A 26699-nucleotide genomic window follows, 5' to 3' on the forward strand; every position below is an offset into this window, starting at 1 on the left:
CGGCGAGGCCGTCGAGGGCGTCCTTGGCCTGGGGCACGTCCAGCAGCACCACGTCGGCACCGTCGCGGGCCAGGGTTTCGGCAATGGCGGCACCGATGCCGCGGGAGGCGCCGGTGACCAGCGCGCGCTTGCCGGCCAGCGGGCGGGTCCAGTCCTGCACCCGCTCGGCACAAGCGGTCAGGCGCAGCACCTGGGCCGAGACGTAAGCGCTCTTCGGCGAGAGGAAGAAGCGCAGGGCGCCTTCCAACTGGTCCTCGGCACCCTTGCCCACATAGACCAGCTGCACGTTGCCGCCACGGCGGATTTCCTTGCCCAGGGAGCGGATGAAGCCTTCCAGGGAGCGCTGCACGCTGGCGGCCACCAGGTCTTTGGTGGCTTCCGGTGCGCGGGCCAGCACGACCACTTTCGGGCATTTGCCCAGGCCTTTCATGGCCGGCTGGAAGAAGTTGCGCAGCTCGATCAGTTGCTCGAAACGGGTCAGGCCACTGGCATCGAAGATCAGCGCCTTGAGTTTCGGGCCGTGCTCGGCGGTCCAGCGTGGCAGGCCGAAGCGGCCGTCTGCGTCGGCGAAGTTCTGGTCAGTCAGTTTGTTCAGTACCGTGCTGGCGGCTTCCGCCAGGGCACCCTGGCCACCGATCAGCAGGGCACCGTCCACCGGCCGTGCGCGGCCCGCCATCCAGCGCTCCAGGCGCACCGGCGCCGGCAGGCCGAGGGCGCCAACCAGGCGCCGGCCGGCGTTGGAGTTGGCGAAGGCGAGGTAACGGTCGTTCATGGGGTAGCGCTCCTGCTGGAAAATCGAAAGTGGGCTCACTCTACGCAGGCGCAGGTTGCGCGCAATTGACCGCGCTGACCTGCCGCCCGGCAAGGCGGCCAATCCAGGCGTCTAGTCTTGTATCCGACACTGCAACCTGCCAACCCTCATCGCAAGGAGTCACCATGACCCAGCTTCGCCGGGTCGCCATCGTCGGCGGCAATCGCATCCCTTTCGCCCGCTCCAACACGGTCTACGCCACGGCGAGCAACCAGGACATGCTGACCAGCGCCCTCGAAGGCCTGGTGGAACGCTTCAACCTCCATGGCGTGCGCATTGGGGAGTTCGCAGCCGGTGCGGTGCTCAAGCACTCCCGGGATTTCAACCTGGCCCGCGAGTGCGTGTTGGGCTCGCGCCTGGCGCCGGAAACCCCGGCCTATGACATCCAGCAGGCCTGTGGCACGGGTCTCGAAGCCGCCATCCTGGTGGCCAACAAGATCGCCCTGGGGCAGATCGAGAGCGGTATCGCCGGCGGCGTGGACACCACTTCCGACGCGCCCATCGGCGTGCATGAGGAGCTGCGCAAGATCCTCCTGGAGGCCAATCGCGGCAAGACCACCGGCGACAAGATCAAGACGTTGCTGAAGGTGCGTCCGCGCCACTTGGCGCCGCACATTCCGCGTAACGGCGAGCCGCGCACCGGGCTGTCCATGGGCGAGCACTGCGAGCTGATGGCGCAGACCTGGGCCATTCCCCGTGATGAGCAGGACCTGCTGGCCATCGCCAGTCACCAGAAGCTGGCGGCCGCTTATGCCGAAGGCTGGCAGAACGACCTGATGAGCCCCTTCCGTGGCCTCAACCGCGACCAGAACCTGCGCCCGGACATCAACGCCGAGAAGCTGGCGAGCCTGAACCCGGTGTTCGAACGCGGCCCGCGCGGCACCCTGACGGCGGCCAACTCCACCCCGCTCACCGACGGCGCTTCGGTGGTGCTGCTGGCCAGCGAGGAATGGGCCAAGGCGCGCGGGCTGCCGATCCTCGCGTACTTCAAGGATGGCGAGGCGGCGGCGGTGGATTTCGTCAGTGGCGAGGAAGGTCTGCTGATGGCGCCGGTCTACGCCGTGCCGCGCCTGCTGGCGCGCAACAACCTGTGCCTGCAGGATTTCGATTACTACGAGATCCACGAAGCCTTCGCCGCCCAGGTGCTCTGTACCCTCAAGGCCTGGGAAGACGCCGACTACTGCAAGACCCGACTCGGCCTGGACAAACCGCTGGGCGCCATTGACCGCAACAAGATGAACGTCAAGGGCAGCTCACTGGCCGCCGGCCACCCCTTCGCCGCGACGGGCGGGCGCATCGTCGCCAACCTGGCCAAGCTGCTTTCGGTCGCCGGAGAGGGGCGCGGCCTCATCTCGATTTGCGCCGCCGGCGGCCAAGGTGTGACTGCGATCCTGGAAAAGTAATCCAATACCCGTGGCGGCAAGTCATCGCCGCCACGTGATGTAAGCAACTCCGTGATTTAGGGCGGCCCGCAATGTCGGGGCCGCCCTTTTTTTCGCCTTGCGCCAGGCCTCGGGGGCGTTACCCGCTCATCCGTCGATCAGCGCGCCGCGCCTGACGATCTTCACCATCTGGTTGAACTCGAGCCGCACCGGGTCGCGGCCGGTGATGCTCCAGCCCAGATAGAGCAGCAAGTCGATGTGGGCGCGCATGGCGTGATAGCAGCGTCGCTCATCCGGAGCCCGGCGTTTACGTACCACGACCCATTGCCCTGCCACGTACTCGATCCAGGGATGGTCGGCCTGGGGCTGGCCGGGGACGGCCTGAAGTCTTGCGTCTGTCATTCGAAAGAACCTCCCTATTGCTCGCCAGCGTGGGCGCGCGCTTGCAGCCTTCCCGGCCTGCACCTGGGTACTGAGCAGTTGCAGTCGTGTCGCAGCAATGGCTGTGCCATGCCGCCAGGGGCGCTCTAGCCCGCTAGTTTCAGAGGCTTGCGGCGGCTTTCAGGTGATTGGAGTGGGGATTTGCACTCAGGGGTGGGGCAAGCCTTACCCCGAACGGGGGAAGTGCTTCGAACAGGAGATTTCGGCTGGCGCGGGGGCCGGAAGGGCGGGGGTGAATCTACAGCGGTGCGCGGGACGGTGGGTATTGGGCGATCCGGTTTTCTAGAAGGTCTGGGCTGCGTCCCACTGAGGACGCAGCCGTCGTTTCAGGCCTTCCACTCCAGGTTCAGTTCCTCCTGCCATGCCACGCGGACGAAGTGGCTGCCGACGATATCTTTCAGGCGCTCCAGGCCCTCCGGCGTCTGGCTTTCCACGGCCAGGGTCAGGCCGTCGCCATCGACGCGCAGCAGGCCGAGGCCCAGGTCGAATTCGATGCGGCCCTGCTGTTCGTCGTAGCTCACGGGCACGCGGTGGGCGAAGTGCTTGCACAGGCGGCTGATGTAGCGCGCCGGGGTGGCGGTGGTGACATGGGCGGATGCGGTCAGGGTCATGGGGGCTCTCCTCAGTAGCCGACAGTGAAACGTTGGCGGATGTGCTGGGGTTGTTCCAGCTCGTCGATGATGGCCACGGCCAGGTCGGCGACGCTGATGCGCGCCGGGTGATCGCCGCTCATCAGCAACTGGTCGCCGCCAATACGGAAGCGGCCGCTGCGCTCGCCCGGCTCCAGCAGCGCGGGTGGGGAGAGGAAGGTCCAGTCCAGGCTGTGCTCTTCGCGGATCAGGTTGAGCGCCTGGCGCGCGCCTTCGGCGCCTTCCTTGTAGGCGGCGGGGAAGTCGGGCGTGTCGATCAGTTGCAGGTTCGGTGCGACATACAAGCTGCCGGCGCCGCCTACCACCAGCAGGCGTTTCAGGCCGGCTTGCTTGACCCCGGCGAAGATGGCCTGGGTGCCCTGGATGAACAGCTCGCGAATCCTCTCCTCGCCCCAGCCGGGGTTGAAGGCGTGGACCACCGCCTCGTGGCCGGCCACGGCCCGGGCGATGGCGGCGGCGTCATAGGCGTCACCTTTGAGGGCCGTCAGGTTGGGGTGCTGGGGGAGTTTTTCCGGGTGGCGGACGATGGCGGTCACTTGGTGGCCGCGTTGCAGGGCTTCGTCGAGGACGGCGGAACCGACGAAACCGCTGGCGCCGATCAGGGCGATTTTCATGAGCATCTCCAAGGTGGGTTGCGAGGTGGCGCATAATCGCTGCTGGATAATCGATGGAAAAAGTGCTTGAAAGCGCTTTCACAATTAAGCGGAGCTTACGAATGGAACAGCTCAAGCGCATGGCAGTGTTCGCCACGGTCGTGGAGCGCGGCAGCATGGTGGCCGCGGCAGAGGTGCTGGGCATGACGGCCTCGGCGGTCAGCCAGCAGATCCGCAAGCTGGAGGCGGAAACCCAGGTCAGCCTGCTGCACCGCACCACCCGCAAGCTGACCCTGACCGAAGCGGGCGCGGTGTTCTACAAGAGCTGCGCCCAGGTACTGGAACTGGCGCAGCAGGCCGAACAGCGCCTGGCCGAACTGCGTGATGCGCCGGTGGGCGAGTTGCGTATTGCCGCTCCGGTCGGCTTCTCCAACGGCATGCTCACCGAGGCGCTGGCGCCGTTGCTGGAGGCTCATCCGGGCCTGAGCCTCCAGCTGTTCTTCCATGACGAGCAGATCGACCTGGTGGAGCAGCGCATCGACCTGGCTATCCGCGTCGGCCGCCAGGAAGACTCCAGCCTCGTGGCCCGCCACCTCGCCGATTGGCCGGCGGTGCTCTGTTGTGCTCCGGCCTACCTGGCCCGCAGTGGGCCGATCCAACGCCCGGAACGCCTGCTGGAGCTGGATTGGATCAGTCTCAACGGCGAACGCCAGCAACACCAGGTGAGCTTCACCGGTCCAGGCGGGGAAGAGCAGCGGCTGCGCCTGGAGCCGCGAGTGGCCTGCAACAACATCCTCGCCGTGCGCAGCTTCACCCTGGCAGGGCTGGGCCTGTCCTTGCAGCCGGAGCCGGAGGTCCGGGAAGAATTGGCCAGCGGTCGGCTACTGGCGCTGCTGCCTGAGTGGCAGCCCAAGCCCGTGGGGCTCTACATCGTCACCCCTCGGCGCGATGCGCAGCCGGCCAAGGTGCGCTATGCCATCGAAACCCTTCGTCGTGGTCTTTCGCGTCGTGGATAGCCGTCGGAGCCTGCATGCCGTATAACGTCGGCCAGTGTTCCACTTCCCCCGACGATGCCCGCTGCACCTGAATGAAGACCCCGAAACGCCTTGAGCCACTGCTGGAAGATGGCCTGATCGATGAAGTCCTGCGCCCGCTGATGAGCGGCAAGGAAGCCTCCGTGTACGTGGTGCGCTGCGGCAGCGAGCTGCGTTGCGCCAAGGTTTACAAGGAGGCCAACAAGCGCGGATTCCGCCAGGCCGCCGAGTACCAGGAGGGCCGCAAAGTCCGCAACAGCCGTGATGCCCGGGCCATGGCCAAGGGCTCGAAATACGGCCGTCGCGAGCGCGAGGACTCCTGGCAGAACGCCGAGGTGGCCGCGTTGTTCCGCCTGGCCAACGCCGGGGTGCGGGTACCCAAGCCTTACGACTTCCTCGATGGTGTGCTGCTGATGGAGCTGGTCAGCGATGGCGAGGGCGATGCCGCACCGCGCCTGAATGACGTCGACCTGACGCCCGAGGATGCCCGCGAATTCCACGCCTTCATGATCGGCGAGATCGTCAAGATGCTCTGCGCCGGCCTGGTCCATGGCGACCTGTCCGAGTTCAACGTGCTCCTCGATCCTTATGGTCCGGTGATCATCGACCTGCCCCAGGCCGTGGACGCTGCTGGCAACAATCACGCATTCCGCATGCTCGAGCGTGATGTCGGCAACATGTCGGCCTATTTCGGGCAGTTCGCGCCTGAGCTGCTGTACACCCGCTATGCGAAGGAAATGTGGGCGCTCTTCGAAGAAGGCAAACTGACCCCGGAAACCCCGCTTACCGGCGAGTTCGCCGAGACCGAGGACACCGCTGATCTGGATGCCGTGATGCGCGAAATCAAGGCCGCCCTCGCCGATGAAGCCCGTCGCCAGGCGGCCTTGTCCGAGCAGGACGCTCCGGTCGGACGGGAAGAACCGACACCGCCATGGATGGTCAGCTGAGACTGACTTGACCGGGCTGGATCGGCGCACGATCCTTGTTCATTGGTTTTTTCAGGAGATGGGCAGATGCAAGGCCAAGCTGAAGTGGTGGATTACCTCAAGGACCTGTTGCGCGGTGAACTGGCCGCCCGGGACCAGTACTTCCTGCATTCGCGGATGTACCAGGACTGGGGCTTCAACAAGCTGTTCGAGCGCATCAACCACGAGATGGAAGAGGAAACCCAGCACGCTGACGCCCTGCTGCAGCGCATCCTTTTCCTCGAGGCCACCCCGGATATGCGCCCGCGCACCATCCACCCCGGCCAGACCGTGCCAGACATGCTGCGCGCCGACCTCAAGCTGGAATACGAAGTACGCGCCGCGCTGAGCAAGGGCATCACCCTGTGCGAGAAGCACAAGGACTACATGAGCCGCGATATCCTCGTCGCCCAGCTCAAGGACACCGAAGAAGACCATGCCTACTGGCTGGAGCAGCAGCTCGGCATGATCGACCGCATCGGCCTGAAGAACTACCTGCAGTCCCAGGCTTGAGCTGATCGAATTGAACCGGAAAGGCCGCGCTTGCGGCCTTTTTCATTTGGCTCGGACGTTGGACTTCGCGGGCCGAGCGGCTTGCCGCCTGGCCCGACCTGCTGGATGGCTGCGCAATAATTCGCTCCGTCTGGCGGGTAGGATGGGTTGAGGCACGAAACCCATGCGGATCGCGGTTGATGGGTATCGCAGTCTCGCGGAGCGCCGCCCGACCCATCCTGCGGGACTGCTGCGCAGTCCTTGGTGAATGAATTCGCCCCCACAGGGGCGGGGAGAGGGGGAGGGCAGTGATACAGCGCCCAGTGATTTTTGCAGCCTTCTGTGTCCTTACATCCGCCCGCCAGGCTGTTAGCGTGTGCTGAGTTTCTGGAGCCCTCGCCATGCCTGTCCCGCACATCCTCCTGGCCCTGCTGGTCACCCTGATCTGGGGCGTCAATTTCGTGGTGATCAAGGTCGGCCTGGAAGACTTCCCGCCACTGCTGTTCTGCGTCTTGCGCTTTGCCCTCGCAGCCGTGCCGCTGTTGTTCCTGCGCGGGCCGATGCCGGCGCCGTTCTGGCGCATCGTGCAGATCGGCCTGTTGCTCGGGGTGATCAAGTTCGGCCTGCTCTTCGTCGGCATGCACCTGGGCATGCCCGCCGGGCTGTCGTCGCTGGTGCTGCAGAGCCAGGTGTTCTTCACCATCCTGATCGCGGCGCTGTTCCTCGGTGAGCGGCCCAGTCGCCGAGGTCTGATGGGGCTTTTGCTGGCCGCTTCCGGCCTGGTACTGATCGGCTTTGGTCGGCCGCTGGGAGACAGCCTGCTGGCCTTCATGCTGGTGATCGCCGCCGCGCTGGCCTGGGCCTTCGCCAACATCGCCACCAAGCGCAGCGGCGCGAAGGACATGCTGCGGCTGATCTGCTGGGTCAGCCTGATTCCGCCGCTTCCCCTGCTGGTGCTCTCGTACCTCTTCGAAGGTCCCGAGGCCATCGCCAGTGCTTTGAGCCACCCAAGCTGGGGCGGTATCGGCGCGCTGGTCTATATCGCGTTCCTGGCGACCACTGTGGGCTTTGGCCTCTGGAGCTTCCTGCTGCAGCGCTATCCCGCCAGCCTGGTGACGCCCTTTGCCCTGGCGGTTCCGGTGTCCGGCCTGCTGTCAGGCTGGCTGCTGTTGGGTGAACAGCTCAGCGCTGCCGGCTGGCTGGCGTGCGTGCTGGTGTTCGTCGGCCTGGCGATCACCGTGTTGCCCAAAGGTGCGCTCGGCCGAGTGTTCAGTGGCAGCAGCCGCCTGACTCCAGATCCTTGAGGATCGGGCAGTCGGGCCGGTGATCGCCCTGGCAGTGGTCCACCAATTCCTGAAGGGTGTCACGCAGGCCCTCCAGCTCGGCGATCTTGCGGTTCAGTGCTTCGATATGGTCGCGGGCCAGCGACTTCACATCGGCGCTGGCGCGCTGGCGGTCCTGCCAGAGCTCAAGTAAACGTCCCACTTCCTCCAGCGAGAAGCCCAGGTCCCGCGAGCGTTTGATGAAGGCGAGGGTATGCAGGTCCTGGGCGCTGTACTGGCGGTAGCCGCTGTCGGTGCGTCCGGCCTCCGGCAGCAGGCCGATGCCTTCGTAATAGCGGATCATCTTTGCGGTAAGCCCGCTTTTCTTGGCGGCTTGGCCGATGTTCATTGGCGTTTCCTCTGTTGCGGTCCCTCGACCGTAGGCGCGAGCTTGCTCGCGAACCTTCGCCAGCAAGCTGGCTCCCACGGAGCAGGGTTCATTCTTCAGGCTTCCAGGTTTTCAGCAGCAGCGCATTACTCACCACGCTGACGCTGGACAGCGCCATGGCGGCGCCCGCTACCACCGGGCTGAGCAGGCCGGCGGCGGCCAGGGGAATGCCGATCAGGTTGTAGATGAAGGCCCAGAACAGGTTCTGGCGGATCTTCGCATAGGTGCGCCGCGAGATATCCAGGGCCGCCGGCACCAGGCGCGGGTCGCCGCGCATCAGGGTGATGCCGGCCGCGTGCATGGCCACGTCCGTGCCGCTGCCCATGGCGATGCCGACGTCGGCAGCGGCCAGGGCCGGGGCGTCGTTTATACCGTCGCCGACCATGGCGACCACGACTCCGTTGGCCTTGAGCGCGGCCACGGTGGCCGCCTTGTCGGCGGGGAGCACCTCGGCATGGACCGAATCGATACCCAGCGCCTCGGCCACCACCCGCGCGCTGCCACGGTTGTCGCCGGTGATCAGGTGGCTGTGGATATTCCGCTTGCGCAGGGCCTCTACGGCTTCGGCCGCGCCGTCCTTCAGCGTGTCGCCGAAGGCGAACAGGCCGAGCACGCGCTGCTCAGGCTTCAACTCCAGCAGCCACGACAGGGTGCGGCCCTCGGCTTCCCACGCCGTGGCGTAGTTGGTCAACTCACCGGCCGCGAGTTTCTGTTCGTCCAGCAAGCGACGATTGCCCAAGGCCAGCAGGCGGTCGTTCACCCGTCCTTGAATGCCGCGCCCGGCGAGGGCCTGGCTGGCCTCAACGACGGGGGTTTCCAGGTGGCGTTCGGCGCAGGCGTCCAGCACCGCCTTGGCCAATGGGTGTTCACTGCCGCGCTGCAGGGCGCCGGCCAGTTGCAGCAGCTGATCTTCATTGCCATCCAGCGCCGCCAGGTGGGCGATGCGCGGGCTGCCGGAGGTCAGGGTGCCGGTCTTGTCGAAGGCCACCGCCTGCACGGCATGTGCGACTTCCAGGGCTTCGGCGTCCTTGATCAGGATGCCGTGGCGCGCCGCCACGCCGGTACCGGCCATGATGGCGGTGGGGGTGGCCAGGCCGAGTGCGCAAGGGCAGGCGATGACCAGCACGGCCACGGCGTTGATCAAGGCGGTCTCGACGCTGGCGCCGGCAAGCAGCCAGCCGGCCAGGGTGGCGAAGGCGATCAGCAGCACGGCCGGGACGAATACCTGGCTGACCCGGTCCACCAGTTTCTGGATCGGCGCCTTGGCCGCCTGGGCGTCTTCTACCAGGCGGATGATCCGCGCCAGCACGGTTTCGCCGCCAAGGGCCGTGGTGCGTACCAGCAACCGGCCTTCACCGTTGATGGCGCCAGCAGTGACGCGATCGCCGGGTTGTTTGGGCACGGGCAGGCTCTCGCCGCTGATCAAGGCTTCGTCGGCATGGCTCAGGCCTTCGCTCACCTCGCCGTCAGCGGGGAAGCGCTCTCCGGGCTTGACCACCAGCAGGTCGCCCAGTTGCAAGGCGGCGATGGCGACGTCTTCCTCCCTGCCTTCTACAAGACGGGTGGCGCGTTCCGGGCGCAGGGCTTCCAGTGCGCGAATGGCCGCGCTGGTCTGGCGTTTGGCGCGGCTTTCCAGGTACTTGCCCAGCAGCACCAGGGCGATTACCACGGCTGACGCCTCGAAATAGAGGTGCGGCGTGTGGCCGGGATGGGCCGCCCACCATTGATAGAGGCTCAGGCCGTAACCGGCGCTGGTGCCGATGGCCACCAACAGGTCCATGTTGCCGGCGCCGGCTTTCACCGCCTTCCAGGCCGCGCGATAGAAGCGTGCGCCGAGGATGAACTGCACGGGGGTGGCCAGGGCGAACTGTGCCCAGGCCGGTAGCATCCAGTGCAAGCCGAACCCTTCCAGCAGCATTGGCACCACCAATGGCAGGGCGAGGGCGAGGGCGATCAGGACCGCCCAGCGCTCCCGACGCAGGCGGGTTTCGGCGTCGGCTACGGGCGGGTGGGCATCGTCCACCAGGCTGGCGGAATAGCCGGCGGCCTCCACGGCCTGGATCAGACGCTCGTTGTCGGGTTGGCCGAAGAGCTGCAAATGGGCACGTTCGCTGGCCAGGTTCACCGTCACTTCAGCGACCCCCGGCACCTTGCGCAGGGCACGTTCGACGCGACCGACGCAACTGGCGCAGGTCATGCCGCCGATGGCCAGTTCCAGGCGCTGGGCGGGTACCCGGTAGCCCGCGGCCTCCACCGCCGCCACCAGGGCCGGCAGGCTTTCGCCGGGGGCCTGGACGCGGGCGTGTTCAGTGGCCAGGTTGACGCTGGCGGCCTGCACGCCCGGCACTTTGGCCAGGGCGCGCTCGACACGGCCGGCGCAACTGGCGCAGGTCATGCCTGATATGGGCAGGTCGAAGGCGGTTGGGTTGGTCATGGGCTGATCCTCCTAATCTGCGGACTAGGTTCAACCTTGACACGAGGGAAAGGTCAAGAGGTCACTGGACCGCAGTGGTTGGCACCAGATAGAGGCCTTGCGTGCTTTGCGCCAGCCGGTATTTGCGCACCTCGCCGGCCATCAAGGTAATGCTCTGGTTTCGGAGTTGCTCGACACCCGGCTTGCAGGGACCCGGACCGAGCAGGCTGAGGCGGATCGACAGGCGCCCGGGCGGCAGGTTGAAGGAAACGATCTGTCCTTGCACCAGCCGCGCAGCCAACTGGTCCTCCAGGTAGAGGCCGACGTCGCAGGCAGTGGCCAGCTCCAGCCGTTCGCGGGAGACGATCAGTACGCCGTAATCGAGGGGTGGCTGGGCCTGCGCCAGCAGCGGGGCGGTCAGCAGGCCGAGCAGGGCAGGGCGGAGGCCGTACATGGCGGAGTTCTCCTGCAGGTTGGACAGAATCAGTGTAGGAGCGGGGCTTGACCTTGCCACCGTGGAAAGGATGAGACTGGCGCCAGGTTCCACTCACAAGGAGAACGACCATGCAGGTATTCAAGGTTCAAGGCATGTCTTGCGGGCACTGCGTCCGCGCCGTTACCCAGGCCGTGCAGGCCCGTGACCAGGCCGCCGAGGTACAGGTGGATCTGGCGGCCGGCGAGGTACGTGTTGCCACCCGGTTGGCGGAAGAACAGGTGCTGGAGGCGATTCGCGAAGAGGGCTATCAGGCTGAGCCGGCCTGATAGCCCGTCCTCTGGATGATTTCGGGGCAGCTTCGCTGCCCTTTTGCGAATGAATTGGCGATGTCTGCGTTAGCTGTTGCGAGAGACTTCCCAGCGGGCCAAGAGCCTTGTAGGAGCTGGCTTGCCAGCGAAGCGGGGCCATTCGCTGGCAAGCCAGCTCCTACGGGCAATGCAGCTGCCTGCAACACGCAATGCAGAGAGAGCTATTTCAATCGCCATTCGAACCACAGGTTCGCCATTCCAGCCTCGTGGGTCGGCTGCGCCGCCCTTGGCTAATGGATCCCCCCGCATTGAGCCCTTAATCAGTCCCAGTCCTTCACCAGCCCGCGGAACAGCGCGTCCACCATGGGTGCGGCATCCTGCAACGGGTCGAACAGCCGCGGGTCGCGGGTCCAGTCGCTGAACAGACCGATAACCAGGGCGTGGACCGCCCGGGACGCGTGCAACGGCTTGATGCCCGGGCGCAGCCGTTCGCGGCAGGCAGGGCGGTCGAACAGGGCCTCGCACAGCTGGATGAACTGGTCGACGAAGGCATAGTGGCGCTCTTCGGCCTCCCGCAGTTCCTCGGTGAACTCACAGCGATGCAGCAGGATGTTGAAGATGCGCTTGCGCTGCTCATCCCGCGCCAGGTTGATGATGGCCTCCAGGCAGAGGTCGCGCAGGGACAGCATCGGGTCCTGGCCATTGCAGCCGCACAGGCGGTCGATCATCTGTTCCTGGGGCAGGCGCACCTGGGACAGCATTTCGTGGAACAAGTGGGCCTTGTTCTGGAAATGCCAGTAGACCGCGCCACGGGTCACCCCGGCGGCGCGCGCGATCTGTTCCAGGGACGTATGCGCCACGCCGTTTTCCAGGAAAAGGTGCTCGGCAGCGTCGAGGATTGCGACTCGGGTTTTCTCAGCTTCTTCTTTTGTTCTGCGCATAGCAGTTGGGCCAATACTGTCTAGGCTTCTTGTTGGGGAGCGGAGTGTACCGATTTTGCTGGTACATGACCTTTACAGACACGAATGAATGTATAGTTCAGCGCTTGATTCTTTTGCCGACTCGGCACCGTATGGAGACGCCTCATGCCGTTTGCTCGAAACCTTTCCTTCAGCCTTGCACTATTCGTCGCAAGTACCAGTTTTTTTGGCCTTGCGGGCGCAGCTGATGCTCCGGGTGGCGCGCCGACGGCTCCGGAGGTGGTCGTGGAAACCGCCAAGGCCGCTCCGCTTCCGCTGATTCTCGAGTATGCCGGGCGCACAGCGGGCTTTCGTGAGGTGGAGGTCCGTGCCCAGGTCAGCGGCATCCTCCAGCAGCGGACCTACACCGAAGGCAGCCGGGTGAAGCAGGGGCAGGTGCTGTTCCGCATCGACCCGCGCACCTACGAGGCGGCTCTGGCGCGGGCCAAGGGGGCCTTGGCGCAGGAGCAGGCGCGTTACCGCCAGACCGAGCGCGACCTCAAGCGGACCCGCGAGCTGCAGAAGAAGGGCTTCGCCAGCGAGAGCGAACTGGATAACGCGATTTCCAACTTCGAACAGAGCAAGGCCAACGTCGAGGCGGCACAAGCCGAGGTGAAGGCCCGGCAGATCGACCTCGACTACACCACGGTGGAAGCCCCCATCTCCGGCATGACCAGCAAGGAGACCCGGTCCGAAGGCAGCCTGGTGGTAGCCGGCGACCCGAACGGCAGCCTGCTGACCCAACTCACCCAGCTCGATCCCATCTACGTCAACTTCGCCTACCCGGACACCGAAGCCGAGCGCCTGCGTGACGGCGTGAAGAACGGCAAGGTCGAGCTGCCTCCGGACGGCCTGCTCAGCGCGGACCTGAAGTTCGGCGACGGTTCCACCTATCCGCTCTCCGGCCGGGTCGACTTCACCGACAGCTTCGTCAACACAGGCACCGGCACCGTAAGCGCCCGGGCCGTGGTACCCAACCCGGAACAGAAACTGCTGCCCGGCATGTTCGTGCGAGTGCTGGTGAAGGGCTTCACCCGTCCGCAGGCCATTACCCTGCCTGAACGCGCCCTGGCCCAAGGACCGCGCGGCACCTTCGTCTATGTGGTCGACCAGGACGGCATGGCGCGCGTGCGCCAGGTCAAGACCGGCGATACCCGCGATGGCCGCTGGGTGATCGAGTCCGGTGTTACGGCTGGCGACAGGGTGATAGTCGAGGGCCTGCCCAAGGTACGCCCCGACTCGCCGGTGAAGGCGGTCGAGGCCAGCCAGGCGCCTGCCGACCAAACCTCCAAGAAATCCTGAAGGAGCGCCTAACGTGATCTCGCGCTTCTTTATCGATCGCCCTGTCTTTGCCGCGGTCATCTCCATCGTCATCGTGCTTGCCGGCCTCGCCGCCATGCGCGCACTGCCCATCGCCCAGTACCCGGAAATCCTTCCGCCGCAGGTTTCGGTTTCGGCCGTGTATCCCGGTGCCAGTTCGCAGGTGATCGCCGAAACCGTCGCCGCGCCCCTGGAACAGGAAATCAACGGCGTGGAGGGCATGATCTATCAGCTGTCCAACTCCGACAGCAGCGGCGCCATGAGCCTGACTGTGTACTTCGAGGTGGGGCGCGATCCGGACCAGGCCACCATCGACGTCAACAACAAGGTCCAGGCCGCACTGGCCAAGCTGCCGGAAGAAGTGCGCCGGCAGGGTGTGAAGGTCGAGAAGAAATCCTCCGACATCCTCCAGGTGGTCACCCTCTATTCGCCGGACAACTCCCGCGATCCGATCTTCATCAGCAACTACGCGCTGATCAACGTCATCGACGAGCTGAAGCGGATTCCTGGCGTGGGGGATGCCAGCCAGTTCGGCTCCAAGGACTACTCCATGCGCATCTGGCTGCGGCCGGACAAGCTGGCGCAGTACGATCTCACCCCCACGGATGTGGTCAACGCCATCCGCGAGCAGAACTCCCAGTTCGCCGCCGGCAGCTTTGGTCAGCAGCCGCTGAATCAGGCGCAGGACTTCACCTACACCGTCACCACCCAGGGCCGCTTCACCGATCCCAAGGAGTTCGAGAGCGTCATCCTGCGCTCCGACGCCACCGGCGCCAGCCTGTTGCTGAAAGATGTGGCGCGGGTCGAGCTGGGGGCCCAGGACTACTCCTTGATGACCTCGCTGAACGGCCAGCAGAACGCCGCCTTCGGTATCTACTTGCAACCAGGCGCCAACGCCCTGGACACCGCCGAAGCGGTGAGGTCCACCATGGAGCGGCTGGCCAAGCGCTTCCCCGAAGGCATCACCTACAAGATCCCTTACGACACCACCAAGTTCGTCGAAGTCTCCATCGAAGAGGTGATCCACACCTTCTTCGAGGCCCTGGTACTGGTGGTGCTGGTGGTCTTCATCTTCCTGCAGAACTGGCGTGCCACGCTGATCCCGGTGCTGGCGATCCCGGTGTCGTTGATCGGTACCTTCGCCGGCATGTACATGCTCGGGTTCTCCATCAACCTGCTGACCCTGTTTGGCATGGTGCTGGCCATCGGCATCGTGGTGGACGACGCCATCGTGGTGATCGAGAACGTCGAACGGGTGATGGCGACCAAGAAGATCGGCCCGCGTGAGGCGGCCATCGAAGCCATGGAGGAGGTGACTGGCCCGATCGTCGCCATCGTGCTGGTGCTCTGTGCGGTGTTCATCCCGGTAGGCTTTCTCGGCGGCCTGGCCGGACAGATGTACCAGCAGTTCGCGATCACCATCGCGGTCTCGGTGGTGATCTCCGGTATCGTCGCCCTGACCTTGTCGCCGGCCCTCTGCGCCCTGATGCTCAAACCCGGCCATGGTGAGCCGGCGGCCCCATTCCGCTGGTTCAACACCTTCTTCGAGCGCATGACCTCAGGCTATCGCGCTGGCGTTCAGTTCTTCCTCAAGCGTTCGCTGATCGGCCTGGTGCTGTTCGGTGGGATGATCGCGCTGATGGTCGTGCTGTTCGGCCGGGTACCCGGCTCCCTGGTGCCCGACGAGGACCAGGGCTATGTGCTCAATGCCTATTTCTTGCCGCCCGCCGCGTCCCTGACCCGCACCGAGGAAGTCACCAGCGCCGTCACCGAGGAATTGATGGAGCATCCAGCGGTACAGGATGTGGTCACCTTCGCCGGTTTCGACATTCTCACCTTCGGTACTCGCAGCAACGCCGGGGTGTCCTTCGTGCCGCTGAAGGACTGGAGCGAGCGCACCACGCCCGAGCTGGACGCGCGCAACCTGACGCACACCTTCATGGCCATGGCCGCCGGGCAGAAGGATGCCGTCGTGATGACCTTCAACCCGCCGCCGATTTCCGGTATGAGCACAACCGGCGGCTTCGAGGCCTATATCCAGGACCGTAGCGGCGGTACCGTGCAGCAGCTGGAAGGCGTGGTGCAGAAGTTCGTCGCGGCAGCGGCCAAGCGGCCAGAATTGGCCGGGGTCAACACCACCTTCAACGCCAGCGTGCCGCAGTACTACATCGACCTTGATCGCACCAAGGCTCGCGCCCTGGGCGTGGCCATCAACGATGTGTTCACGGCCATGCAGTCGACGTTCGGCAGCTATTACGTCAACGACTTCACCCTCTACGGGCGTACCTGGCAGGTGAGCCTGCAGTCGGAACCGGAGTTCCGCCGCAAACCGGAGGACCTGAGCCAGGTCTACGTGCGCTCAGCCAGCGATGACCTCGTCCCGCTGTCATCCCTGGTTCGGGTGGAGCGCATCCTCGGCCCGGACTCCTACGCCCGCTTCAACGTCTACCCGGCAGCCAAGATCCTCGGCGGACCGGCGCCGGGCTACAGTTCCGGCCAGGCGCTGGAGGCCATGCAGGCAGTGGCGGACGAAGTACTCGGCGAAGACTACAGCCTCGGCTGGATCGGTTCGGCCTTTCAGGAGCTGGCGTCCCATGGCTCCGGCAGTATCGCGTTCGTTTTCGGCCTGATCATGGTGTTCCTGATCCTCGCCGCCCAGTACGAACGCTGGACCCTCCCGTTGGCGGTGGTCACCGCGGTGCCCTTCGCCGTGTTCGGCGCCATCCTCGCGGTGTGGCTGCGCGGCATCCAGAACGACGTGTACTTCCAGGTCGGCCTGGTGACCCTGATCGGCCTGGGGGCGAAGAACGCCATCCTGATCGTCGAGTTCGCGGTCTTGTGTCGCGAACAGGGCATGAAGCCTGCGCAGGCGGCGCTGGAGGCCGCCAAGCTGCGCTTCCGGCCGATCGTGATGACCTCCCTGGCCTTCATCCTTGGTTGCGTGCCGTTGGCCATCAGTTCGGGTGCCGGTTCGGCAAGCCGCCATTCCATCGGTACCGGGGTGATCGGCGGCATGCTCGCTGCGACCCTGCTGGCGACCTTCCTCATCCCCATGTTCTTCATGCTGGTGGAGCAGGCCTCGGAATGGCTGGACCGCAAGAAAGCGCCCAAGGCCGAGCAGGCCCATGAGGGTTAGGGGGCCTGTGGAAAACATTGTGGGGGCGAATTCATTCGCTGATGGGCGCGCAGCGCCCATTCTCGGACTCCTGTGCCGGACCTGCCGGTCCGGTTAGCGAATGAATTCACCCCCATAGAAGAGCCTCTCCGCCGCGGTCCCCTTTACCCCTGTTACTATCTGGCGCCTTAACCGCAAGGGATGGCGCCAGCCTCGACCATGACTTTCCGCATCCTCCTGCTCCTTGGCGCGCTCAGTGCCTTCGGCCCCATGGCCATCGACTTCTACCTGCCCAGCTTCCCGGCGATTGCCCAGGCCTTCGTCACGGACGTGGAGCATGTGCAACTGACCCTGGCGTCCTACTTCGTCGGCCTGGCCTTCGGTCAGCTCATCTACGGCCCGCTGGCGGACCGTTTCGGCCGGCGTCCGCCACTGCTGGTCGGTGTGACCATCTTCACCCTGGCTTCGGTGGCCTGTGCCATGGCACCCACTCTGGAATGGCTGATAGGCGCACGCTTCGTCCAGGCGCTGGGCGGCTGTGCCGGCATGGTGGTTTCGCGGGCGGTGGTGCGTGACCTGTGTGACCCCATCGGCTCGGCCAAGGCCTTCTCGCAATTGATGCTGGTGATGGGGCTGGCGCCGCTCCTGGCGCCGCTGGGTGGCGGCCTGCTGCTGGAGTTGTTCGGCTGGCAGTCGATCTTCTGGGCACTCACGCTGTTCAGCACGCTGGTGCTGCTGGGTATCGCTGCCTGGCTGCCGGAAACCCTCTCAGACGTGGCTCCCCGCGCGCCCCTGAACGGCGCCCTGGGGCAGTACCGGCGGTTGTTCGGTGACTGGCAGTTCCTCGCCTATGGCATGACCGGTGGCTTTGCCATCGCCGGCATGTTCGCCTATATCGCCGGCTCGCCTTTTGTTTTCATCCAGCTGTATGGCGTGCCGCCGGAGCACTACGGCTGGTTGTTCGCCATCAATGCGGCGGGCTTCATTCTGGTGGCGCAAGTCAATGCCTACCTGATGCGCTTTCGCGGGCCAGCCTTCTGGATGCGGCGGGTGGTCTGGATCTATCTGGTGTGCGCGCTGGCGCTGCTGGTGGTGTCCAGCCTGCATACCCAAGCGCTCTGGCCTCTGCTCTTGCCGCTGTTCGGCTGCATCGCCAGTCTGGGGTGCATCCTGCCCAACGGCTCGGCCTGCGCCATGGCCGGTCAGGGCCAGAACGCGGGTAGCGCCTCCGCGCTGATGGGCAGTCTGCAATTTGCGGTGGCGGCGGGTGCCGCCACCCTGGTGGGGGTGCTGCACGACGGCAGCGCCATCCCCCTGGCCCTGGTCATCAGCCTGTGCGGCTGCGCGGCAGTCGCCTGTTCGCTTCTGACCTGGCGCCTCGACCGCAACGGCCAGGCGCCCTTGGGCTAACTCGCGATTCGTCGAGACTCTTCCGGCAGTACGTGAGGAGCCTTCAGGCGCTCCTCAAGGACGCTGACGAATCGGCGTGCTTCGGCTTCACTACGGAAGCTCACCGCGTGCTGGTCCAGGCAGACTTGCCAGCTCGCCCCCTGAGGGGTGGTAGTCGGACGAACGAGAATTTTCACCTCAGTCATCTCCCAATCAAGTGGTGGGGAAAATCAGTGTAGACCTGCGCAGATGACAGAAAATGACGTGGGTCAAGCAGCCGACTGGTGGTAATCGCCGTTCGTCCTAGCCCTGCTCGCCGTGACTGGATTGGCTCTGCGGAGCATGCTGGTCGAGGCTATCCAGCAGCTCCTGGTAACGATTCTCGCTTTGCCGCAAGGCGTCGCGCGCAGACTCCAAAGCGCTGAAATCGATATCCACGCAGTAGAGCTCCAACTGGTTGTGCAGATTGCGTAGCACCAGGTGACTGGAGAACACGGTCACCGGGCTACCGTCACGGCGTTGCAGGGTCAGCTCGCTGGCGGGAATGGCCGGGCCGCCGATCATCCAGTTATTGATGTCGGCGATGACCTGGGTGCGCATGGCGGGCGGGATTATCAGGTCTTCGAGATAGCGGCCCATGGCCTGGTCCACCGTGTAGCCGTAGAGCTGTTCGCTGGCGTGGTTCCAGTAGATCACCCGGCGCTGGCGGTCGTAGCCCTGCACGGCAATGCGCGGGGTCTGCTCGAACAACTGCCGGAATCGAAGCTCGCTGGCACGCAGCGCTTCTTCGTCGCGCTTCTGGGCGCTGATGTCCTGCACCGTGCCGAAGGAGCGGCCATCGGGCTGGGCTTCTCCGCGCAGGGCCAGCCAGACGGGCGACTGGTCGCTGGGCAGGTTCAGGCGTGCGTTCACTGCCAGCGCAGTGCCGCCCACGAGCAACGCCTCCAGGCCGCGTTGCACGCTGTTGCGGTCGGCCGGATGGAAACGGTTCAGCAGGCCGGCGAGGCTGTCTTCGTCGCTGCAGCCGAGAATTCGCTGGGCGCCCGGGCTCAAGGCGAAGCTTTGCTCGTATTCCCAGTTGCCAAGGATGGCGTCGCGCTGCGCCTGCTCCAGTTGCAGGCTGGTGCGCCGCAGGCCCTGGCGCAGCCGTTCGCGACCCAGGCGGTGACGGCGTTCGAGGAAGAAAATCAGCAAGGCGGTGAGCAGGAGTAGTCCGAGCATGCTCAGCGCCCCTGTGCCCCAGACCAGAAGCCAGGCACCGGCGCATAGCAGGTAGAGGCCCGCACGAATAGCGGGCCGGACAAGGGTGGGATGCATCCAGGACCCCGGCAAAGCGGAAGCGATGCGGCGCGGCCGGCCGCTGGCGAAACCAGGGAAATTCTAGTCGCTTTGCATTGGCGTACCGGACCATTCGCCAGTCCATTCGCTCGCCGGTCAGCCAGGACCCCGGCGAAGCCTTTCCACCCGCGCGTAGGGTGGGCTTCAGCCCACCATCAGGACTTGGGAGTTCAAGGCTTTCAGGCAAACCCTTCCAGCACGATCTTGCCCTTGGCCGTGCCGCTTTCCAGCAGGGCATGGGCGCGGCGCAGGTTGGCCGCGTTGATACGGCCGAAGTGCTCGCCCAGGGTGGTCTTCAGTACGCCGGCGTCGATCAGTTGGCTGACGCGTTCCAGCAGGCGGTGTTGTTCGAGGATGTCCGGGGTCTGGAACATCGAGCGGGTGTACATGAACTCCCAGTGCAGCGACAGGCTCTTGCGCTTGAGCTTGGCCACATCCAGCTGCGCCGGGTCATCGATCAGGCCGAGGCGGCCCTGGGGCGCCAGGGCTTCCACCAACTGGTCAAGGTGTTGGTCGGTCTGGGTCAGGCTGGCCACATGGCTGACCTGGGCAAGGCCGGCGCGGCGCAACTCCTCGGCCAGGGGCTGGCTGTGGTCCAGCACCTGATGGGCGCCCAGCTCGCGGACCCAGGCCTGGGTTTGCGCGCGCGAAGCAGTGCCGATCACGGTCAGGCCGGTGAGCTGGCGGGCCAGTTGCACCAGGATCGAACCGACGCCGCCAGCGGCACCCACCACCAGCAGGCTCTGGCCCAGGTCGGTCTTGCCTTCGGCAATTTGCAGGCGGTCGAACAGCAGCTCCCAGGCGGTGATGGAGGTCAGCGGCAAGGCGGCGGCCTGGGCGAAGTCCAGGGTCTTCGGCATATGGCCGACGATGCGTTCGTCCACGCGATGGAACTCCGCGTTGCCGCCCGGACGGGTCAGGTCGCCGGCGTAGAACACGCGGTCGCCCGGCTGGAACAGGGTGACGTCGCTGCCCACCGCCTTGACCACGCCCGCGACGTCCCAGCCCAGCACCTTGGGTTGACCGGCTTCCGGCGTGGCGTTGCGGCGGACCTTGGTATCCACCGGATTGACGGAAATGGCGCGGACTTCCACCAGCAGGTCGCGCGGACCTGGCTGCGGTTCCGGCAGCTCGATGTCCTGCAGGGAGTCGGGGTTATCGATAGGCAGGTTCTGGAAGTAGGCGACGGCTTTCATCGGGATTCTCCGCGTGAGGGCTTGAGGGTCCGCATGGTCGGTTATTTCGCAAGCGAGAAAAATCGGCTAGAAAGCGACAGTCTTTCAAAGGGGGTTTGAAAATGCTGCGCCTCGACGATCTCGCCTTGTTCGTCAGCACCGCTGACCACGGTAGCCTCTCGGCCGCCGCCCGCAAGCTGGACGTATCGCCGGCCGTGGCCAGCGCCGCGCTCAAGCGCCTGGAGCAGCAGCTCGACACCCGCCTCTTCGTGCGGTCCACGCGCAGCCTGCGCCTGACGCCGGAGGGCGAGCAGTTCCTCGTCCATGCGCGCAATGCCCTGGCCAGCCTGGAGGAGGGCCAGCGCCAGTTGGCCGGCGGCCGCGAGGACATTGCCGGCCTGTTGCAGCTGTCGGCACCGTCGGACTTTGGCCGCAACGTGCTGTTGCCCTGGCTCGACGAGCTCCAGCGCGAGCACCCTCGCCTCTGCATTCGCCTGCACCTCAGCGACCGGATCGCCGACCTGTACCGCCAGGCTGTGGACATCGCCATCCGCTATGGTGAGCCGGAAGACTCCAGCCTGGTGGCGCTGCCACTGGCCGCCAGCAATCGCCGCGTGCTCTGCGGCGCGCCCGACTACTTCGCCCGCCATGGCCGGCCGCGCCAGCCCGAGGACCTGGCCGGGCACAACTGCCTGCTCTACCAACTGGGCGGCCGCGTCCATGACCGCTGGAGCTTCAGCGAGGGGCGCCGCGAGCAGGTGGTGGCGGTGGCCGGCAACCGCGTGTGTGACGATGCCGATGTGGTGCGGCGCTGGGCGCTGGCCGGGCAGGGGCTGACCTACAAGTCCTGGCTGGATGTGGCTGGCGACATCCAGGCCGGGCGCCTGGAACTGGCCCTGCCGGAGTACCGCGGCCAGGCCACGCCGCTGAACCTGATCTGTGCCCACCGGGCCCAGCTCAGCAAACCGGTGCGCCTGCTCCGCGAGTTCGTCCAGGCGCGATGCTCCACGCTACTCGTCGGCGCGCCCTGGAGTTGAGTGTCGGTCGCGGCAACGTCGACGTCTGATCGTCGAATTGCTCGGAACCCAGGTTCCGCTATTGTCTGGATGAGCTGTGGCCGGCGTGGAGATTCCCGTGGCTGACTTGTTTCCGACCTGCCTGAATCCTGCCGGGCCCGCGCCCGGCGCCCGCCGTGGGAGACCCGGCTGATGCCCCGTACACGCGAACCAGGCGCTTTCTTGCCGACCCTGTTGCTGGTCTTCTCCGGCTATCTGCTGCTGGCCCTGGGGGCTGTCTGGCTGTCGCGCCAGCCCGGCAGCATCGCCACCCTCTGGTACGCCAACGCCTTCACCGTCGCCCTGCTCTGGGACCAACCGCTGCGCCGCTGGGCACCGATTCTGACGGTGGCGATGCTGGCCGACCTGCTGGCCAACCTGGCCTTTGGCGATGGCCTGGCGCTCGCGGCCAGCTTCATTGCGCCCAACCTGCTGGAGATCATTCTTGCCGCGGCATTGTTGCGGGTCAGTGGCGCCGCGCTGCGGATGAACGAAAGCCCTGGGGCCTTCCTGCAGTTCATGTTCTTTGGTGCCCTGCTGCCGCCACTGATGGGGGCCAGTCTGGGGGCCAGTATCCTCGCCTGGCAGGGGCTGGACTCCTTCGAAAGCGGCTGGATGTACTGGGTCGAGGGCGCCATGCTCGGCGCCGTCTCGGTGCTGCCCCTGGCGGTCTGGATGCGCCAGCACAGCTGGTGGGAGTTCATTGGCGAGCGTCGTCGCCACGAGCTGCTGTTCTACGGCGGCCTCGTGTTGCTGGGCACCCCTCTCGCGCTGCTGTGGCTGCCCTTTCCCTTCGTCTACCTGTCCCTGCCGTTGATGATCGCGGCGGTGCGCCTGACCTTCGCCAGTACTGCGCTGCTGGTGGCCATGACCTCCGTGAGCGGCGGCTTGATCATCGCCCTTGGCCTGCTCGATGCCACGACCCTGGAAAAAGGCTGGCGCGATCTGCTGGTCTACCTGCCGTTGCTGCTGGCCTTGCTGCCAGCCCTGCTGCTGGCGTCGGCGGTCGAGCAGTTGCGCAAGCGCCGTCGCGAACTGGCGGCGAGTGAAACGCGCTTTCGCGACGCCATGGACCACTCCGCCATCGGCATGGCCCTGGTGGGGTTGGACGGCCGCTGGCAGCGGGTCAACCATGCGCTGTGCGACATGCTTGGCTACAGCGAGGATGAACTCACCGCGCTGAGCTTCCACGACCTCACCCATCCCGAAGACCTCGCCGACGACCTCGAACTGGTCCGGGAAGTCCTCGCCGGGCGGCGCCACAGCTATCGCCTGGAGAAACGCTACCTGCACAAGAGCGGCCGGGAAATCTGGGGCCTGCTGGCGGTATCCCTGGTGCGCGACCACGAGGGCGAGCCGATGTATTTCATCTCGCAGATCGAAGACATCGATCGGCGTAAGCGTGCCGAAGAGCGCGAAGCGGAACTGGCGCGGCGCTACTCGGTGGCCACCGAAGCCAGCGGTGTCGGTGTCTGGGAATGGGACCTGGCCAGCGACCGCCTGCTCTGGGACGAAGGCATGTGCCGCCTCTACGGGCGTAGCCTTGGCGACGACCTGTCCTTTGCCGATTGGCGCGCCCACCTGCACCCGGACGATGCCGAACGGGCCGAGCGCGAAGTGCTGGCCGCGCGCGAAGGCAGTCGTCGCCTGGACATCGAGTTCCGTATCCGTCGCGCCGATGGCGGCCAGCGGGTGCTCAAGGGACACGCGCGCCTGGTCTGTGATGCCGACGGCACGCCGCTGCGCATGGTCGGTACCAACTGGGACGTCAGCGAGCTTCGCCAGTTGGCCGAACGCCTGCACGACGAGCGCGAGCGATTGCAGGTGACCCTCGACGCCATCGGCGACGGCGTCATCACCACCGACCTGGAAGGCCGGGTCAGCTTCCTCAACCCGGTGGCCGTACGCCTGAGTGGTTGGCAGAGCGACGAGGCCCAGGGGTTGCCCATCGAACAGGTCCTGTTGCTGGAAGGCGAAGACGGCCGCCTGGTTCCCAACCCGGTGCGCGAATGCCTGGAGCAGGGCAGTGCCACCAGCCTCCAGGGCCTCGCCTCGCTGCGCCACCCGGCAGGCGGCACCATCGCCCTGCGCGGTCAGGCGGCCCCCATGCGCAGTGGTGACGGCACCCTGCTGGGCAGCGTGCTGGTGCTTACCGACGTCAGCGAGGCGCGGGCCATGCAGAAGCACCTGCGCTATGCCGCCACTCACGATGCCCTCACCGGCCTGCTCAACCGCCCGGCCTTCGAGGATGCCCTCGCCGAAAGCTGTCGCGATGTACTGCAGAACGATGGCAGCAGCGTGCTCTGCTTCATCGACCTCGACCGTTTCAAGCAGGTCAACGACAGCGCCGGCCACGCCGCTGGCGATGAACTGCTGCGCCAGCTCGCGCGGCTGATGCAATCCCAGGTCCGCGCCGGGGACCAGCTGGCGCGCCTGGGGGGCGACGAGTTCGCCCTGATCTTGCGCAGTTGCCCTTTGCCTCAGGCAGAACTGCTGGCAGCGCGGCTGATCGCGCAGATCCAGGGCGTGGTGCTGGAGTGGGAAGGGCAACAGTTTCGCGTGGGCGCCAGCATCGGCATGTCCTGCATCCACGGCTCTAACGCGCAGCCTGCAGAGCTCTTGAAACAGGCTGATACAGCTTGTTACCGAGCCAAGCACGCAGGTCGGGGTCAATTTGCGGTCGAACATCGCTGAGACCGGCCGGCCCCGAAATGACAGCCCTCCAAGCCTGGCCTAATCTCCATCGTCATGGCAGTGAATGAGAAAGCATTGCATTGCCTTTAGCCAAAGCACGTACAACTCGAGGTTATTCCCATGCGTAAGCTCCTGCTTCTTTCCCTGGCCCTCGTCAGCCCGCTGACGTTCGCCAAGACCGAATGCACCACTGCCGACAAAGCCACCTGGCAAGACCAGACCAAGTTCCAGGACGACCTCAAGTCCCAGGGTTACGACATCAAGAAGTTCAAGGTGACCGAGGGCAACTGCTACGAGATCTACGGCTGGGACAAGGACAAGCGCAAGGTCGAGATCTACTTCGACCCGGTTGACGGCAAGGTGGTCAAGCAGGAGATCGAGGACTGACCCGTGAGCGCTGACACCGTTCGCCTCTGGGACCCGGTGATCAGGATTGGTCACTGGTCCCTGGTGGCGGCCTTCATCGGCGACTACTTCCTCAACGAGGCAGGTGACGGCTGGCACCGCTGGCTCGGCTACTACGCCGTGGCGGTGGTGCTGGTGCGGCTGGTCTGGGGCTTCGTCGGCCCCCGGCCGGCACGCTGGGCCGATTTCTGGCCGCGTCCGGCACGCCTGCTGGCTCACGCCAAGGCGCTGCTTTCCGGTGGCCACATGCACCGCCTGGGGCACTCGCCCCTGGGCGGGCTGGTGATGATCCTCATGCTCCTGCTGATGCTGGGGCTGGGCGTCACCGGTTTCCTGATGGAAGAAATCGACTACTTCTGGGGCGAGGACCTGCCCCGGGATATCCATGTCTTCATGGCCGACAGCCTGTTCTGGCTGGCCTGCGTGCATGTCACGGCGGCGCTGGTGGAAAGCGTGCGCACGCGCGAGAACTTGCCGTGGTCCATGGTGACCGGGCGACGCAAGGTACCGAACGAATAGGGGCCGCTGTGCGGCCCTTCTCGCATGCGCTCCCTTTGTGGGGGCGAATTCATTGGCTATGTCTGCGTTAGTTGTCGCAACGTTGAGTCAGTAGCCCGGATGTAATCCGGGGAAAGTCCAATCGCCGCTCCCGGATTTCATCCGGGCTACGATGTGCCAGCCTGCACCGAGAGTTGGCCACGCCCCCTTACAGGGGGCAAAAAGCAAGTCCAGGTTCTACGAACGTGGATGATTACTCGTCACCCTGGATGCTCGCGCCCAAACGAAGCGGCTTTTCCTGACGCGCGGGTCAAGTTAGAATGCGCGCCGTCGTTGGCCAGGGGGCCGCGACATGGGTTCCCTCACCCCATCGGTAAAAAGGATGCCAATCACCATGCCCGCTGCTTCTCCCACGGTCTGGCGCCCGGCGCTGACCGGCCTGATCGCGTTCCACATCCTTATCATCATCGCCAGCAACTATCTGGTGCAGCTGCCGATCACCCTGTTCGGCTGGCACACCACCTGGGGCGCATTCAGCTTTCCGTTCATCTTCCTGGCCACCGACCTGACCGTGCGCCTGATGGGCAAGCAGGCCGCGCGGCGGGTGATCGCGCGGGTCATGCTGCCGGCCCTGCTGGCGTCCTATGTGGTGTCGGTGCTGTTCCAGGAGGCGGCCTTCCGCGGCCTCTCGGCCCTGGGCGAGTTCAACCTGTTCGTTGCGCGCATTTCCCTGGCCAGTTTCCTGGCCTATGTGCTGGGCCAGGTGCTGGATATCCAGGTCTTTGACCGTCTGCGGCAGATGCGCCAATGGTGGATAGCCCCGGTGGCTTCGACCATCGCGGGCAACCTGCTAGACACCTTCGCCTTCTTCTCCGTGGCGTTCTGGCGCAGTGATAACCCGTTCATGGCCGAACACTGGGTGGAAATCGCCACCGTGGATTACGGCGTCAAGCTTGCGATCAGCCTGGTGTTCTTCGTGCCGCTCTACGGCATGCTGCTGGGCGGCATCCTGCGCCTGCTGTCGCCCAGCCCGGCACGGGTTTCCTGAGGCGCCTCCACCACCATCCGCGCCTTCACGTCAGCCTCTCGGCTGACGTCCATCCCCAGCGACACCACCTCCACACCGCTGTCTTCCAGTCGTTCCATCCAGGCGAGCACGCTGTCGAGCGTGCCCGCCAGGTGGAGGTTCACGCGCCCCGAGTCGTCGCCGTCCATGCGTTCGAGGGTGATGTCGGCATTGGCACTGGTCCTGGCGAGGTAACCCGGCAGGGCGGTCGGGGGGATGCGCTCGCCTGGCGGAGCGGGGTTGTGGGGCAGGTTGGCAAGGTCGATCTGCAACTGGAGTTCCTCCTGGTAACGGCGTTCGGCGTGCTGCAAGGCGTGTTGCTGGGGCTGCCAGATCAGTCGCCAGGCCAGCACCAGGCCGACGAACAGGGCCAGTGCCAGCAAGGCGCGGCGCTCCCGAGCGGGCAGGCGCTGCCAGTGCTGGTGCAGCGGGTTCAGTAGTCGGGACATA

At 65.5% G+C, this 26699-nt stretch carries 26 protein-coding genes; 14 read left to right on the forward strand and 12 right to left on the reverse strand.

Annotated features, from left to right (window positions below; translation table 11 throughout):
- On the reverse strand, positions 1 to 772 hold a 772-nt coding region (locus tag FFS60_RS20000), incomplete at its 3' end, for an SDR family NAD(P)-dependent oxidoreductase (protein ID WP_137822936.1).
- Positions 773 to 936: 164 nt separating this feature from the next.
- Here FFS60_RS20000 and FFS60_RS20005 point away from each other — a divergent pair.
- On the forward strand, positions 937 to 2214 hold the full coding sequence (locus FFS60_RS20005) for an acetyl-CoA C-acetyltransferase (RefSeq protein WP_137822937.1): 1278 nt from the start codon (positions 937 to 939) through the stop codon (positions 2212 to 2214).
- A 126-nt stretch (positions 2215 to 2340) separates the two neighbouring features.
- On the opposite strand, the gene FFS60_RS20010 is transcribed toward FFS60_RS20005, so the two are convergent.
- From FFS60_RS20010 to FFS60_RS20020, 3 genes are all read right to left on the reverse strand, one after another.
- Positions 2341 to 2595 carry a hypothetical protein gene (locus FFS60_RS20010; protein ID WP_171016548.1) on the reverse strand — a complete coding sequence of 85 codons (255 nt, stop codon included), beginning with the start codon at positions 2593 to 2595 and terminating at the stop codon, positions 2341 to 2343.
- A 365-nt stretch (positions 2596 to 2960) separates the two neighbouring features.
- On the reverse strand, positions 2961 to 3245 hold the full coding sequence (locus FFS60_RS20015; protein ID WP_028630773.1) for a DUF2218 domain-containing protein: 285 nt from the start codon (positions 3243 to 3245) through the stop codon (positions 2961 to 2963).
- A gap of 11 nt (positions 3246 to 3256) precedes the next feature.
- Positions 3257 to 3898, reverse strand: coding sequence for an NAD(P)-dependent oxidoreductase (locus FFS60_RS20020; RefSeq protein ID WP_137822938.1), 642 nt, complete (start codon positions 3896 to 3898; stop codon positions 3257 to 3259).
- Between the two features lie 101 nt (positions 3899 to 3999).
- On the opposite strand from FFS60_RS20020, the gene FFS60_RS20025 reads away from it, so the two are divergent.
- The 4 genes from FFS60_RS20025 (at position 4000) to FFS60_RS20040 (ending at position 7672) form a co-directional block, all read left to right on the forward strand.
- Positions 4000 to 4893 carry a LysR family transcriptional regulator gene (locus FFS60_RS20025; RefSeq protein ID WP_028630775.1) on the forward strand — a complete coding sequence of 298 codons (894 nt, stop codon included), beginning with the start codon at positions 4000 to 4002 and terminating at the stop codon, positions 4891 to 4893.
- 71 nt (positions 4894 to 4964) lie between these two features.
- Positions 4965 to 5858 (forward strand): PA4780 family RIO1-like protein kinase, encoded by an 894-nt coding sequence (locus tag FFS60_RS20030; protein ID WP_028630776.1) that lies wholly within the window; start codon positions 4965 to 4967, stop codon positions 5856 to 5858.
- Between the two features lie 66 nt (positions 5859 to 5924).
- Positions 5925 to 6389: a bacterioferritin gene (gene bfr, locus FFS60_RS20035; protein ID WP_028630777.1), complete on the forward strand. Its 465-nt coding sequence runs from the start codon at positions 5925 to 5927 to the stop codon at positions 6387 to 6389.
- Positions 6390 to 6769: 380 nt separating this feature from the next.
- Entirely contained in the window at positions 6770 to 7672 is a 903-nt protein-coding gene (locus FFS60_RS20040; RefSeq protein ID WP_137822939.1) for an EamA family transporter, read from the forward strand.
- On the opposite strand, the gene cueR is transcribed toward FFS60_RS20040, so the two are convergent.
- The 3 genes from cueR to FFS60_RS20055 all read right to left on the reverse strand — a co-directional run bounded on the left by cueR (position 7638) and on the right by FFS60_RS20055 (position 10945).
- Complete coding sequence (gene cueR / locus FFS60_RS20045; protein WP_137822940.1) at positions 7638 to 8039, reverse strand: Cu(I)-responsive transcriptional regulator; 402 nt, start codon at positions 8037 to 8039, stop codon at positions 7638 to 7640. The two genes, FFS60_RS20040 and cueR, sit on opposite strands and share 35 nt — an antisense overlap.
- 88 nt (positions 8040 to 8127) lie before the next feature.
- Positions 8128 to 10512, reverse strand: a complete 2385-nt coding sequence (locus tag FFS60_RS20050) for a heavy metal translocating P-type ATPase (RefSeq protein ID WP_137822941.1) — start codon at positions 10510 to 10512, stop codon at positions 8128 to 8130.
- Between the two features lie 61 nt (positions 10513 to 10573).
- Entirely contained in the window at positions 10574 to 10945 is a 372-nt protein-coding gene (locus tag FFS60_RS20055; RefSeq protein WP_137822942.1) for a hypothetical protein, read from the reverse strand.
- A 110-nt stretch (positions 10946 to 11055) separates the two neighbouring features.
- On the opposite strand from FFS60_RS20055, the gene FFS60_RS20060 reads away from it, so the two are divergent.
- Positions 11056 to 11253: a heavy-metal-associated domain-containing protein gene (locus FFS60_RS20060; RefSeq protein WP_137822943.1), complete on the forward strand. Its 198-nt coding sequence runs from the start codon at positions 11056 to 11058 to the stop codon at positions 11251 to 11253.
- A 302-nt stretch (positions 11254 to 11555) separates the two neighbouring features.
- Here the strand turns inward: FFS60_RS20060 and FFS60_RS20065 are convergent, their stop codons facing one another.
- Entirely contained in the window at positions 11556 to 12176 is a 621-nt protein-coding gene (locus FFS60_RS20065; protein WP_137822944.1) for a TetR family transcriptional regulator, read from the reverse strand.
- Positions 12177 to 12320: 144 nt separating this feature from the next.
- Here FFS60_RS20065 and FFS60_RS20070 point away from each other — a divergent pair, with 144 nt between their 5' ends.
- From FFS60_RS20070 to FFS60_RS20080, 3 genes are all read left to right on the forward strand, one after another.
- On the forward strand, positions 12321 to 13496 hold the full coding sequence (locus tag FFS60_RS20070) for an efflux RND transporter periplasmic adaptor subunit (protein ID WP_137822945.1): 1176 nt from the start codon (positions 12321 to 12323) through the stop codon (positions 13494 to 13496).
- A 13-nt stretch (positions 13497 to 13509) separates the two neighbouring features.
- Positions 13510 to 16650 carry an efflux RND transporter permease subunit gene (locus FFS60_RS20075; protein ID WP_137822946.1) on the forward strand — a complete coding sequence of 1047 codons (3141 nt, stop codon included), beginning with the start codon at positions 13510 to 13512 and terminating at the stop codon, positions 16648 to 16650.
- A gap of 198 nt (positions 16651 to 16848) precedes the next feature.
- Positions 16849 to 18039 carry a Bcr/CflA family multidrug efflux MFS transporter gene (locus FFS60_RS20080; protein WP_028630786.1) on the forward strand — a complete coding sequence of 397 codons (1191 nt, stop codon included), beginning with the start codon at positions 16849 to 16851 and terminating at the stop codon, positions 18037 to 18039.
- On the opposite strand, the gene FFS60_RS20085 is transcribed toward FFS60_RS20080, so the two are convergent.
- From FFS60_RS20085 to FFS60_RS20095, 3 genes are all read right to left on the reverse strand, one after another.
- Positions 18036 to 18215 carry a hypothetical protein gene (locus tag FFS60_RS20085; RefSeq protein WP_137822969.1) on the reverse strand — a complete coding sequence of 60 codons (180 nt, stop codon included), beginning with the start codon at positions 18213 to 18215 and terminating at the stop codon, positions 18036 to 18038. The genes FFS60_RS20080 and FFS60_RS20085 overlap by 4 nt on opposite strands.
- Positions 18216 to 18321: 106 nt before the next feature.
- A complete protein-coding gene (locus tag FFS60_RS20090; protein ID WP_218570607.1) occupies positions 18322 to 19239 on the reverse strand; it encodes a PAS domain-containing protein in 918 nt (305 codons plus the stop codon).
- A 296-nt stretch (positions 19240 to 19535) separates the two neighbouring features.
- Entirely contained in the window at positions 19536 to 20552 is a 1017-nt protein-coding gene (locus tag FFS60_RS20095; RefSeq protein ID WP_137822948.1) for a zinc-binding alcohol dehydrogenase family protein, read from the reverse strand.
- Positions 20553 to 20653: 101 nt separating this feature from the next.
- Here FFS60_RS20095 and FFS60_RS20100 point away from each other — a divergent pair, with 101 nt between their 5' ends.
- From FFS60_RS20100 to FFS60_RS20120, 5 genes are all read left to right on the forward strand, one after another.
- Positions 20654 to 21568, forward strand: coding sequence for a LysR family transcriptional regulator (locus FFS60_RS20100; RefSeq protein ID WP_137822949.1), 915 nt, complete (start codon positions 20654 to 20656; stop codon positions 21566 to 21568).
- Positions 21569 to 21739: 171 nt separating this feature from the next.
- On the forward strand, positions 21740 to 24280 hold the full coding sequence (locus FFS60_RS20105; protein WP_137822950.1) for a PAS domain S-box protein: 2541 nt from the start codon (positions 21740 to 21742) through the stop codon (positions 24278 to 24280).
- A 120-nt stretch (positions 24281 to 24400) separates the two neighbouring features.
- Positions 24401 to 24667: a PepSY domain-containing protein gene (locus FFS60_RS20110; protein WP_028630790.1), complete on the forward strand. Its 267-nt coding sequence runs from the start codon at positions 24401 to 24403 to the stop codon at positions 24665 to 24667.
- A gap of 3 nt (positions 24668 to 24670) precedes the next feature.
- Positions 24671 to 25204: a cytochrome b/b6 domain-containing protein gene (locus FFS60_RS20115; RefSeq protein ID WP_028630791.1), complete on the forward strand. Its 534-nt coding sequence runs from the start codon at positions 24671 to 24673 to the stop codon at positions 25202 to 25204.
- Between the two features lie 373 nt (positions 25205 to 25577).
- A complete protein-coding gene (locus FFS60_RS20120; protein ID WP_028630792.1) occupies positions 25578 to 26231 on the forward strand; it encodes a 7-cyano-7-deazaguanine/7-aminomethyl-7-deazaguanine transporter in 654 nt (217 codons plus the stop codon).
- Here the strand turns inward: FFS60_RS20120 and gspM are convergent.
- The gene (gspM, locus tag FFS60_RS20125; protein WP_081668157.1) at positions 26168 to 26698 is read right to left on the reverse strand and encodes a type II secretion system protein GspM; all 531 of its coding nucleotides are present in this window, start codon (positions 26696 to 26698) and stop codon (positions 26168 to 26170) included. The genes FFS60_RS20120 and gspM overlap by 64 nt on opposite strands.
- Position 26699: the final 1 nt, after the last annotated feature.

Origin of the sequence: Pseudomonas sp. D(2018), from assembly GCF_005502555.1 — a bacterium.
GTDB lineage: Bacteria > Pseudomonadota > Gammaproteobacteria > Pseudomonadales > Pseudomonadaceae > Metapseudomonas > Metapseudomonas resinovorans.